The sequence below is a fragment of the Clostridium sp. genome (genome assembly GCF_036642255.1).
Classification (GTDB): Bacteria; Bacillota; Clostridia; order Clostridiales; family Clostridiaceae; genus Clostridium_J.
Map to the genome: position 1 here is coordinate 155,340 of NZ_JAVWDJ010000003.1, position 12,271 is coordinate 167,610.

A 12,271-nucleotide genomic window follows, 5' to 3' on the forward strand; every position below is an offset into this window, starting at 1 on the left:
ATCGCATTTTCCCTATATAACTTGGCTCTTCTCTAAACATTGGTTTCTATACTTGATCTGACCATCCTTAATAGTCATTAATATCTCTCCGAAATATTTATAATTGCAGAACGGAGTATTGTTACACTTGGATAAAAATTTTGATGAATCAATAATTCCGGTTTTGTTCAAATCAACTAATACTATATCCGCTTTATACCCTTTTCTTAAATAACCTTGGTTTAGGTTTAATATCTCTGATGGCTTTCCTGACATTAAAGATGAAAGCTTACTAAGTTTTATTTTATGATTTTTAACCAATGCAGTATAGCAAACGGAAAAGGCTGTCTCTAGTCCCACAGCACCAGTGAACCCCTTATCGAAATCCTCCATAGTTTGTGGTGCGTGGTCTGTAGCAATGGTATCAATTATATCGTCCTTTATTGCTTCAATGAATATATCTGTATCCTCCTTTTCTTTTAACGGAGGATTAACCCTGTATTTTGTGTCGTTCAGTGCTAAATGATGTGGTGTAATATCACAAGTAATGTTATTACTCACTACCTTTAATTGCCTCATTGCTTTCACTGCTTCCTTAGAACTAATATGTGTAAAGTGAATGCTTGAGTGGCTGTGCTTTGCTAGCAATCCGCATCTTATAGTTTCTAGTTCCTCTGAAAGCCTTGGATTATTCTTTTGCAATTCTCTATCCTCTGCTTGTACAATTAATACTATATTTTTTTCCTTGCATAGATTTACTGCCTTCAAAAATATACTATTGTTAATATATGCGCTTCTTTCTATAACCACACTCTTAACTCTTGAATCAACAGTATTTAATATTTCAAGGGTATCTTCACAGTTGTGTCTGCCAATAAATATACTTTGATGAAGATTTATTAAATCTAATTGTTCATTCTTGTTGTAGATATAATCTAGAGTTTGACTAATAGACCAGTGATCTTTTGACTCATACATTAGGTTAGTATAAGTATATCCACCCTTTAGTGCTGCTAATGACCCTGTGATTAGATCTTCTTTGTGAACTGCTCCGGGATCTCTAAAGTGAACATGCATATCAATAAAACTTGGCATAACATACAGTCCATTACCATCTATAGTATAACAATCATATTTCAAATTTTCTCCAATATCTTCGATATAACCTCCTTTCAAATAAATATCACCATTTATTTCTCTTTCTCCATCTACAAGCCTAGTGTTTTTTATTAATATTTTCATATTTTTTCCTTTCACATAAAGCTTTACTGATTCATTAAATCTAAGTTTAATGTTATTATGAACCAATTATATTTTTATCCTCATCCCCCTTTTATTTATACTGATTAGTCCTAGCTAGTAAACCGTTCCCTCCGAATGAGAAGTTATCAAGAAATTTCTAATAATTATATATAAAGCAAATGCTGTGCCAACTTTATGACACAGCATTATATTTTATTTTTCAACATATTTACTTTTCATCTTATGACGGGTGTAAATCGCTTTTTTTATAGATTTGTACATTGATATAAATTCAACTTTTTTTCTTAAATATATTATTATGAACACTTTGTGTTACACCTTCATTACTTTTGTAAAACAAATCTACACTCTATTCTTCAAAAATCCTAGTTATTGTTTCAAATATGTTTCATAATCGTCTTAATATAGTTTTAGTTTTGTTTCATTTTTGTTATAACAACGTTATTCAGTTACTAATATATTGAACTTTTTCATTTTACGCCATAAAGTTGTTCTTGAAATGTCCAAAAACTTAGCAGCCTTTGACACATTGCCATAACTCTTTTTCAAAGCAGCTATTATTTCTTCCTTTTCATTAATTTCAAAAGAATTTATAATTTCATAGTTATTACTTTTGCTAAAAAGTTCTTCAATCATTTCATCGTTTAGAACTGTATTTTCTAGTTCCCTTAAGTCAATTACTGAAGTTTTTGCCATTACCACTGCTCTTTCAACGAAGTTTCTTAGTTGTCTTACATTTCCTGGCCATGTATATTTACATAAATAGCCCATTGAAGCCTCAGTAAAGCTAATTTTATCTTTTCTCAGCCTTTCGCAATATTGATCAGTAAAAGATTTAATAAAGCACGGAATATCCTCTTGCCTATATCTAAGAGGTACTAACTTCACTTTTAAAACATTAAGTCTATAATAAAGGTCTTCCCTGAATTTGCCGGCTTTAACCATTTCGTAAAGATTGTTATTTGTTGCAACAATTACTCTTACATTAATTGGCGTTAGCTTATCTGCACCAACTCTCATTATTTGTTTTTCTTGAAGAACTCTTAGTAGTCTTCCTTGTAGTCCAAGATTCATTTCAGAAATTTCATCAAGGAAAATTGTACCATTGTGAGCTAATTCAAATAATCCTGCCCTCCCTTTACGATCTGCTCCTGTAAATGCTCCCGAGGCATATCCAAACAATTCTGATTCAAGCAAACTTTCCGGAAGTGCTGCACAGTTTACTGCTACAAAGGGTCTTAAAGCTCTTTCACTTTCACTATGAATGCTTTGAGCCATAATTTCCTTTCCTGTACCTGTTTCCCCTTCAATTAAAACTGTAGAATTAACCTTTGCATACTCTTTGCCTAAACGAATTTGTTCTTTAGTAGATTCACCTTCTCCAATAACATCTTTGAAGGAATATTTTGCGTAGTGACCTGACTGTAATGCCTCTCGCCTAATTTTCTCTTCCATCTGCTGTATCCTTTTTACATCATGGAATACTGAAACAGCTCCAAAAATCTCATTTCTTACATATATAGGCACATTAGAAACCATAAGTTTACTATCCCCAATGTTTTTAATAACATCTATTTCCTTTATTCCTTTATCTAATACTTGTCCCAATTCAAGCTGTGGTATAACATAATTTATAGGTTTTCCGATTATGTCCTTCCTCTTTATATTTAGAAGTTTTTCTGATGAAAAATTAAAAGTATTAATAAAACCTTTTTCATCTACCGCTACAATTCCATTGTAGGTATGTTCAACAATAGCTTTAAATCTTTCTCCTTTTTCTTTTTCTATTATTGTGGCTTGAACTATGTTTTTTGCTTCTCTAATTGCATTGGCAAATACTTCTTTTCCTGTGCTAATTACCACTGGCCTTATTCCATATTGGGCCGCGATATTTGCAACTACTCCTCCACCAACTACTACTTTGTAGCCTTTGTTATGAAGTTCAATAACACTTCTCTCAATATCTTCCTCTTCCTTCACTAAGTATTTTTCTAATTGGACTTCTATTATTTCCTCATAACTTTCTATTGCAGGAAGTACGTTATTAAAAGTAATAACAGCTACTTTTGATTCGTATTTATAAGCATCTCTCATAGCTTTGAAAATATCCATTGGAGTAATAGGTAGCACAACAATTGGAATCTGCAGAACTGCTTTTTTTAATAACAGTTCTGTGCCACCTCTTGCAATTATCACATCGTATCCCTTTTTTTCAAGCTTTCTCGCCAGTTCAAACCCACAATTTAAAGGTCTTTCAATAACTGTAACCTTCTCATTTAATTCCTCCGCTGCTTGCACTACTATGTTTTTTAATTCTTTAGGAACGATAACCCCAATATTAATCATTTTTATCACCCTAACCCCTTTGGTCATACTGTAAATAAATCATAACATCAAAGTATTTTCATGTCACTGAGTTTTACAAAATAATACAGCGAGTTACATTTTAAAACTTTCATACTTCCCAAATTTAATTTTAAACAGCAAATTAATAATTATTTCCAAATAAAAAAACAACTGACTAATTATAAATTCAGTTGTTTTTAAAGTATAGAAAATTTCTTTATATCTGTTGTTATTTAGTTTAAATCCCATGTTTTGTAGATATTCGATGTAGCTGTTAACAAGAAATCATTTAATCATTTGCCATTCTAAATCTCACATCAAAACTTACATACCCATCTTTATATTTTGCCTCAATGCGTCCACCTTGAAGTTCCACAATATTCTTTGCTATGGCAAGGCCTAATCCACTTCCTCCTGTATGTGAAGCTCTAGATTTTTCTACTCTATAGAACCTATCAAATATCTTTTCTAAATCCTCTTCACTTAAGTTGTCGCATTTATTTTGAACACTTACTAAGGCAACATCTTTCTCTCTTGTAAGTATTACCTTAATTTCTCCAGGCTTTAAACTGTATCTAATAGCATTCATCAATAAATTTTCAAAAACTCTTACAGTTTTATTTGGATCAATGTTAACTATGACCTTTTCATTTATAAATTCTTCAGCTATGGTTACTTTGTTTTCTTCACTAATAAAACTTAATTCATCTATAAGTTGATCAAGTAATCCATTTAAAGCTATGTTTTGCTTATTTATGTTAGCTCCTTCATTTGTAAGTTTAGTGTATTCAAACAAGTCATTTATTAGTAACTCTAGCTTCTCTGACTTATTATAAGCAATATTTACATATTCCTCTAACTGTTCATCTTCTTTATACTTTTTTTCCTTTATTAAACCTAAATATCCTTTAATTGAAGTTAATGGAGTTCTTAAATCATGAGAAACATTAGTTATTAACTCATTTTTTGCTCTTTCAGATTTTCTTTCATTTTCTATTTTATTTTTAAGTTGATGGGCCATAAAGTTTATGTTATCTGCCAGGGAACTTAATTCATCTTCACCACATTTTTCAATTCTATGATCTAGGTTTCCCTTTGCTATCTCAATAAGCCCATGAGATACAACTTCTACATATCTCATCTTTCTATTTGTAATGAAGTAAAAAGACAAAAGAAAAGTAAGAAGTGCCGCAATATTACCTGCCATGGGGTCAGTATTTGTTTCATAAACTATTTGACCTTCTGGAATACCACTTACTATTACATATCCCTTACCATCAGTAAAGTTTATAGGATAAAAGCTTACATACTCTTTATTACTATTTTCTTCCCTACCTCTGGATATCTCAGTGGCATTTTTTATTGTGGTATAAATATCCACTTGAGTTTCATTGGCATTTTCAGATTTGTATAAAACCTTACCCTCTAAATCTGAAATTATCGTCTTGAAATCTTCACCAAGATTTGACTGTTTTAAAACCTCATCTACTTTCACTTTATCGCTTATGGCTACTTGTTCTTCTGTTATTGAATTTACTATACGGCTTGCTTGTTCTGATATTCTTTCACTACTATAGGTATAATCTATCCTAGCATATCTACCTCTATCTTCAAAAAAGTCATCAGCTATACTTGCAACTATGGTTGATGCAAGCAAACATATACCGAAAATAGTAACCAATTCTAGTCTTATGCTTTTTTTAACTTTGTTCCAAATCATATTATAAAGTCTTGTTACTGGTGAAAATAACTTTTTTATGAACTTAGGACATCTAATTTTCAATTTTGTACCCCACTCCCCATACAGTCTTTATAAATCTAGGCTTTCTTGGGTCTTCTTCTATTTTTTCTCTTATTTTTCTTATGTGAACCATAACGGTATTATCGGATTCAAAAAAATCCTCTTTCCAAACCATGGAGTATATTTTTTCGATGCTAAATATCATATTCTTGTTTTTTGCTAAAAGATAAAGTATATCAAACTCTCTTGGAGTAAGCTTTACATCTTTTTCTCCAATTCTGACTTCATGTGTATTTGTGTTAATAAAAAGCTCATCTATTTCAATTACACCTATCTGTCTTTCGGGGCTAGTATTTAATTTTTTGTATCTACGAAGTTGAGACTTTACTCTTGCTAAAAGCTCAAGGGGATTAAAAGGTTTGGTAACATAGTCATCAGCTCCAGTGGTTAATCCCATAATTTTATCCATATCTTCACTTTTTGCAGAGAGCATGATAATAGGCATGTTTTTATCTTCTCTTATTTTCATGCAAGCTTTTATCCCATCCATATTTGGCATCATAATATCAAGTATAATTAAATCCACCTCATGTTTTTCTAAAACTTCTAAGGCATCTAATCCATTCTCAGCCTTTAAAACTTTATAATTATCATTTTGTAGATATATCCCAACTAAATCTCTAATTTCTTTTTCGTCGTCCACCACCAAGATGGTTTCTTTATCCATAATAGGCACCTCTCTAAACTCACTTTATCAACAGCCTTATAAACAACATCTGCAAATACTATCCCAAAAACTACATCTAAAATAACATGCTGTTTAACAAATAGTGTAGATATTATTATTATTAAAGCAGTGAAACTTATAATATTATTTATTTTCAAATTGTTGCTTCCACTTTTTTTCATTCCAATTATCATAGCATAACTTGTTAAAACATGTATACTTGGGAAGCAGTTATAAGGATTATCTGATTTATATATTAAATTTACAAGGCTAGTCAGTATATCATTTTCTACTAATTCTGGCCTTGGTACAGTGGTCTGAAAGAAAAAGTAAACCACATAACTTACTAGCATACCTATAACTAAGGTACTTAAAGTTTTGTAATATATCTTTTTATAATATAAACAAAAGTACACTAATGTAATAAGGATAAACGGATACCATACTAAATAGGGCAATATAAATATTTTTGCAAAAGGTATTGCCTTATCCAGATCTGTAACAAGAGAATACACCCCTCTACTTGAGTTGTTTAAAAATCCATAAAATATATTTGTTATTGGTATTAACATCATGAGCATTAATGGAAGCAAATTATCTTTAATTTTTTTCACTATTATATCACCCTTACACTCTAATATTGCATGCCTGAAGTTCTTGCTTCACCATGAAGAATTGATGAATTACTCCCTACTTTAGAGTATAAAGCAAGTACTCTATTTGCGAAAGCCCCGCTGGAATATTCTAGTGCTTTTCCTTTCGCCTTTATACTCAGTTCCTCTCTTAATTCCTCATTTAGCAAAATTTCACTGGTGTATAAAATAAATTCCCAATCATTCTTATAGGAAAAGCCATTTATTCCCTGCAACACTACCTCTTCAATAGCTTTATCATATTTACACACAATAGGACAGCCACTACTTAATGCTTCTAAGTAAGTTAATCCTTGAGTTTCACTAGTGGAAGCTGTAACAAATAAGTGTGCCAAATTGTAATATTTATATACATCCTTAGGTTCTACCATACCAGTGAATATTACCTTGTTCTCTAAAGCTTTTTCTTTCACAAGATCTTTTAGAGACTCAAGATGAGGTCCACCCCCAACAATTAGAATTTTTGCATTTACAACTTTTTCTAGCACCTGTGGGAAGAGATTTAGAATTTCATCTATATTTTTTTCTTCTGCAACTCTTCCTACATAGGCCATAATTTTATCTTCTTTTTTTATACCTAAATTTAAAAGTAGCGCATCTTTTTCCTCTTCATTAAGTTTTTTTTGAAACTTGTCTATATCAATACCTGTTGGAATTATATTTATATCACTATCTACTCCATAACCTCTAAGGGCTGCTTTAGTCTTATCAGTGGGAGCAATGACCCCGTCTAAAGAATTTAAGAGTAATTTAGTAACTTTAGCAGCTACACCTCTTTTAAGAATTCTTCCCCCTAATAAATAATTAAGATAATCCTCATACATAGTGTGATATGTGTGTATTTGAGGAATATTTAATTTCTTTACAATATGTTTTGCTACTACCATAGTAGAAAACTCTGTTTGTGAATGTACAATATCTGGATGCCAATCTAGAATTTCTTTAATTAGTTTATTTCGAAATGGCACTTTCATTCTAGCATCAGGGTAAACATTGATCTTAATAGATTTTAAATAATAAATATCGCCCTGCACGCTCTCTTCTCCAGTGTGGGATAAGGTCAAAATTTTAACCTCATGTCCTTGATTCCTTAGTTCTCTATATAAATTACTTGTGGAAATTACAACTCCATTTATCATTGGATAGTAAGTATCTGTTGTCAATAAAATTTTCAATTACTATACCCCCCTTGAAACGCAACAAAAAAATCTAATTTTTATTTTATATAACCTTTTTAGATTTTTTAAAATTAACTATATATGTTCCATCTTAGTAAATCTCAAGTTACCTTAAAAGTTAGCTAAATATTTATTGATATTATTGGAACTTATATACTTATAAAATCCCATAGAAAAATAATACTTTGTTAATTCCTATCTTTCTATTTGTTTATACAGGTTCTATTTGCAATTTAATATTATAATTACAATTTAACACCCTATATTATAATTATATTAGCCACTCCTTAATTATTTCTTAGGATAAATCTTAAGTATTTCTTAAGATTGTATTTGCTATGAGTAATCATCCACTTCTTAGTTCCTGTAGCAACAGAATTTATATTTAATTCTTGAAGTATAATCAATGATTTAATGTAATTTTGAGTGTTTATCATATGCTCCTTGGAGTTATCTATCTCAATTTTTGTTATACTACTTCTAATTGCAAAATCAATTATACCTATGCCAATAATAATAGGGAGAGCTACCGTAAAAACCATGGATGTAACTAGCCTAGTCTTTAACCTCACTTAAACCATCTCCATATTTGACTATATATTTTAATATTTGTTCTATATTACATAGTATGCTTGTCTTTAAATGAAGTGTTCTAATTTCTGCGATGTCACACTAAAACTTGCTATAAGTATAATAAAATGTAAATAAATCCTATATTGTAGGGAAAACTAGAAGATAGTAAATTTAAAATACCATAAATAATATATAAATTAATTTTGTTAACCTTTATTGATGAAATTAAAAAATAACTTCATTTTAGTTTTAATTGTAGATGAGCACTTTTACTTCAAAGTTGTTCACATTATTTAATTCCATATGTCCATGTGAAACTTACAATTCTAAAAACGGTAATTAATTTTCATTATCAACATAGTTTTTAAACTGCGAAGGGTGTGTTGAAAATAGATATTCTAGAAATTATAAAAGAAAGATTAAATATATTCACAAATATTTATGATGTACTAAGAGTAATAGACCCTGCTAATAGAACAATTCTATCCGCAGATTCTAGTAGTGACAATGCATTAAACAGCACTTGTTATCATTTTTGGAAAAAGAATAAAGTATGTACTAATTGCGTAATGATAAGAGCATTAAGAGAAAATAGTACCTTTATGAAGATTGAAACTAAAGAAGATAAGGTTTTTATCACTATCGCAACTCCAGTTAACTGGCATGGTAAATCCTATGTAGTGGAACTATTAAAAGATGTTACAAATGATGGCCTCACGATAAAACCTGAAAATGAGCATGCAGAATCCATAGATAAATTAATGCTAGATATAAATAATGAATTGGTTACTGATGCTCTTACTGGAGTTTATAACAGGAGATTTATCGATGATACACTACCTTTTGATATTGAGGAAAGCTCAATTAATAGATATCCACTGTCGATAATTTTAACTGATATTGATAACTTCAAGAATATTAATGACACCTTTGGTCACGTAGCTGGAGATTATATCTTAAAAGAATTCGCTCAATTAATTTCAAAAGGGATAAGAAAAACAACAGACTGGGTAGCTAGATATGGTGGTGAAGAATTTCTAATTTTGCTTAGGAATTCTACTGGTAAAGATGCTTACAAGGTAGCTGAGAAGCTTAGGGAACTTGTTGATAAAAAAGATTTTGTATATGAGGACACTAAGATTAAATTAACTGCCAGTTTTGGCATTTGTTATCTTGAAAGATATGAAAGTATCGATGTTAATGCATTTATACAATGTGCTGACAAAAATCTATATGCTGCAAAAGAAAAAGGACGCAACCAAGTTATCATGGATTTTTATAAACCTCATTAGATGTGGTTTCAAAAAAAGTTCTTTGAATTCAGTAATAAATAAAATTGATTTTATAATTACCCAAAATCAGTATATTACTCATGCCTGTAGCTCTTTTGATTTTTTTATACTTTAAGTAATTTATATATTAAGTTTTCTTGGTGGAAGTTTAATGAGAAAAGGTGTGAAGTTTAGATTATATATCTAATTTCACACCTTCTTTATTATTGACCTCTTGAATTTCCTCTTATTGGTTTTTTAGGTGTTGGAGCACTGGTGCTTTTTTCACCTTTATTAACCTGTTGATTGCCAAATTTGCTGTTATTTGATTGAAAAGCTGGTTTGTTCTTAGCCATGATATCACTCCTTACTCGAATACACATTACTTGTATGAATTATATAATCTTTTAGAAATTTATACAAGGAATTTATTTAATATTAAATTAATTCTTTTACCATGGCTACTGCTCTTACTGGTGAACCATCAGCATTATCTAAATTCAAAGGCATAGCTGAGAATGTAATTATGTTTTCATTAATTTCACTTAAGTTATTTAAGTTTTCTATTATTACTAAACTATTTTCAAAGAAAGTATGATGCACAAAAAAATCTATGGTATCAATAGGATCTACAGAAATAGTATCAACTCCTATTCCTTTTAGTTTAAAGTTCGTAAGCCACTTAGCTGCTTCCAGTGTTAAAGTTGGATATCCTTTGAAGTATGTTTCCTCACCCCAATAAGCACTCCAACCTGTTTTCATTATTATAAAATCAACTTTTGAAATTTCCCCCTTATACTTTTCCAAAAATTGCAAGGTTATTTTTTCTATATTCAAATTCGTTAAATCTATAATAAATCCTTCACCAATAAATTTATCTACAGGAAACTCACCTAAGGTTTTTCCTTCAATCCTCATGTGACTAGGAGCATCCATATGTGTACCTGTATGACTAAACATGGTTATCTTCTTTTCTGCAAATCCATTCTTTTCTATGGTGTTTTGATCTATAATTATTGGTGGCTCTGTTCCTGGATATACTGGCATGGATTCTTTTATTTTGTGAGTCAAATCTATAATTTTCATTCTAATAGCTCCTTAACTTTTATATATCAACTTTAAATAATTCAAATGCATTTTAAGTTGACTCACTTAAAGTTTTATTTAACCCTTCCCACTCTTCTCTTAATATGGCAAAATGAACTTCATCCACGTATTCCCCTTTTGATAAGTAACTCTTAATGAAACATCCTTCTTTTCTCATTCCAACCTTTTCAAGCAAATTTATTGATCGCTGATTTCTTGGATCTACTCGCGCAATAACTCTATGCTTTTTTAAAACAGTAAATATATAATTAATCACAACTTTCACTGCTTCCCTTGCATAACCTTGATTTTGATATATCGGCTCTAAAGTAAAACCTATTTCAGCCTGTTCTGGATCTTCTTCTAAGGTATGAAGTGCACAATCCCCTATTAGCGTATTATCTGATTTTAATGCTATAGCGATTTGAAACCAAGTACCTGGAATGTTGGGTCTAAAGTTTTTTTGCTGTTCTATAAAATTTAGAGCTTTTTCATATGTGTACGGCTCCCATCCTTGATATAAGGCAACCTCGGGATTTTTTCTATATCTATAAAAGTTATCTGCATCAGTATCCTCTAATTTTCTTAGCATAATTCTATCAGTATCAATTCTATCAAAAAAAACCTTTTCCATGAAGTACCTCCAAATTCATTTTTCAATTTACTACAATGAACAAGTGCATTTTATTTAGTTATCTATGCACTAAATGCTTATTGTCGTGATTACTATCTTAGATTTATATAATTTATAATGTTTACATTCTTCAATTATATTACAAATTATATTTTTATAAGTAAAAATATGAAAAAAGTCCACTAAAAGTGGACAAGAATCTAAATTAAACATTTATAGTTTCATAAATTATAAATGTTTAACTCATTCTATTCAACCATTTTTTTAAAAATTAACACCTGATAAAATAGCCTCTCACACGGTTTAGATTTTTGTGAAAACTCTCATCTTAAACTAACATAAACATTTTAAATTACTAAAACATTAAAGAAAGTTGATAACCTATCCTTTCAGATTGCTTTTAAAACTTAAAGCTATGCTACTCTTTCAAAATCCTTACTATTATGATAACTTCAAATCTATATAAATAACAGTGAGACACCAATTAAGGATATTATAGCTCCAATAATTTCTCTAGGGAGTACCTTTTCCTTAAAGATAAATATCGATGCAGGTATAACCAGTATGGGCGTAAGAGAAGTAATAGTGGAAACAATTCCAGTTGGTACATATTGAACTGCTAATAAAGAAAGTGATACACCAATGAAAGGTCCAAAAAATGCTCCTAGAGAAATTTGTTTAAGGGCATTTTTATCTTTTATAGCTGTTTTTAATTCTCCCCACTTTTTCCATATAGTTATAACTATAGAAAAACCTATAATAGCAGCAATAATTCTAATTTGAGTCGCTCCAAAAGGATTATAGTCTCCCATTCCAAATT

The 12,271-nt window shown here is 30.2% G+C and carries 12 protein-coding genes; 1 reads left to right on the top strand and 11 read right to left on the bottom strand.

The genetic code is table 11. The features are described from left to right. Positions 1 to 12 precede the first annotated feature (12 nt). From RR409_RS02555 to RR409_RS02585, 7 genes are all read right to left on the bottom strand, one after another. A complete protein-coding gene (locus tag RR409_RS02555) occupies positions 13 to 1,221 on the bottom strand; it encodes a dihydroorotase family protein (protein ID WP_332556151.1) in 1,209 nt (402 codons plus the stop codon). A gap of 462 nt (positions 1,222 to 1,683) precedes the next feature. Then, positions 1,684 to 3,588: a sigma 54-interacting transcriptional regulator gene (locus tag RR409_RS02560; protein WP_332556152.1), complete on the bottom strand. Its 1,905-nt coding sequence runs from the start codon at positions 3,586 to 3,588 to the stop codon at positions 1,684 to 1,686. A gap of 289 nt (positions 3,589 to 3,877) precedes the next feature. After that, positions 3,878 to 5,371, bottom strand: coding sequence for an ATP-binding protein (locus tag RR409_RS02565; protein ID WP_332556153.1), 1,494 nt, complete (start codon positions 5,369 to 5,371; stop codon positions 3,878 to 3,880). Beyond that, positions 5,361 to 6,056, bottom strand: a complete 696-nt coding sequence (locus RR409_RS02570) for a response regulator transcription factor (protein WP_332556154.1) — start codon at positions 6,054 to 6,056, stop codon at positions 5,361 to 5,363. Before RR409_RS02570 ends, RR409_RS02565 begins: the two co-directional genes overlap by 11 nt. Next, entirely contained in the window at positions 6,002 to 6,670 is a 669-nt protein-coding gene (locus RR409_RS02575) for a phosphatase PAP2 family protein (RefSeq protein ID WP_332556155.1), read from the bottom strand. Before RR409_RS02575 ends, RR409_RS02570 begins: the two co-directional genes overlap by 55 nt. Positions 6,671 to 6,690: 20 nt before the next feature. After that, positions 6,691 to 7,884, bottom strand: coding sequence for a glycosyltransferase family 4 protein (locus tag RR409_RS02580; protein WP_332556156.1), 1,194 nt, complete (start codon positions 7,882 to 7,884; stop codon positions 6,691 to 6,693). Between the two features lie 290 nt (positions 7,885 to 8,174). Further along, entirely contained in the window at positions 8,175 to 8,459 is a 285-nt protein-coding gene (locus RR409_RS02585) for a hypothetical protein (protein WP_332556157.1), read from the bottom strand. Between the two features lie 384 nt (positions 8,460 to 8,843). Here RR409_RS02585 and RR409_RS02590 point away from each other — a divergent pair, with 384 nt between their 5' ends. Next, positions 8,844 to 9,752 carry a GGDEF domain-containing protein gene (locus tag RR409_RS02590; RefSeq protein ID WP_332556158.1) on the top strand — a complete coding sequence of 303 codons (909 nt, stop codon included), beginning with the start codon at positions 8,844 to 8,846 and terminating at the stop codon, positions 9,750 to 9,752. A gap of 203 nt (positions 9,753 to 9,955) precedes the next feature. Here the strand turns inward: RR409_RS02590 and RR409_RS02595 are convergent, their stop codons facing one another. The 4 genes from RR409_RS02595 to RR409_RS02610 form a co-directional block, all read right to left on the bottom strand. Beyond that, entirely contained in the window at positions 9,956 to 10,087 is a 132-nt protein-coding gene (locus RR409_RS02595) for a hypothetical protein (RefSeq protein WP_332556159.1), read from the bottom strand. 82 nt (positions 10,088 to 10,169) lie between these two features. Further along, entirely contained in the window at positions 10,170 to 10,817 is a 648-nt protein-coding gene (locus RR409_RS02600) for a cyclase family protein (protein ID WP_332556160.1), read from the bottom strand. A gap of 52 nt (positions 10,818 to 10,869) precedes the next feature. Continuing rightward, complete coding sequence (locus RR409_RS02605) at positions 10,870 to 11,451, bottom strand: GNAT family protein (protein ID WP_332556161.1); 582 nt, start codon at positions 11,449 to 11,451, stop codon at positions 10,870 to 10,872. Positions 11,452 to 11,909: 458 nt separating this feature from the next. Next, positions 11,910 to 12,271 (bottom strand): DMT family transporter (locus RR409_RS02610; protein WP_332556162.1); only part of this gene is annotated, 362 nt, incomplete at its 5' end.

Excerpts from the sequence above, each read along its gene's own strand:
- RR409_RS02555 (WP_332556151.1), bottom strand. The coding sequence starts at position 1,221 with ATGAAAATATTAATAAAAAACACTAGGCTTGTAGATGGAGAAAGAGAA.
- RR409_RS02560 (WP_332556152.1), bottom strand. The coding sequence starts at position 3,588 with ATGATTAATATTGGGGTTATCGTTCCTAAAGAATTAAAAAACATAGTA.
- RR409_RS02570 (WP_332556154.1), bottom strand. The coding sequence starts at position 6,056 with ATGGATAAAGAAACCATCTTGGTGGTGGACGACGAAAAAGAAATTAGA.
- RR409_RS02595 (WP_332556159.1), bottom strand. The coding sequence starts at position 10,087 with ATGGCTAAGAACAAACCAGCTTTTCAATCAAATAACAGCAAATTTGGC.
- RR409_RS02600 (WP_332556160.1), bottom strand. The coding sequence starts at position 10,817 with ATGAAAATTATAGATTTGACTCACAAAATAAAAGAATCCATGCCAGTA.
- RR409_RS02605 (WP_332556161.1), bottom strand. The coding sequence starts at position 11,451 with ATGGAAAAGGTTTTTTTTGATAGAATTGATACTGATAGAATTATGCTA.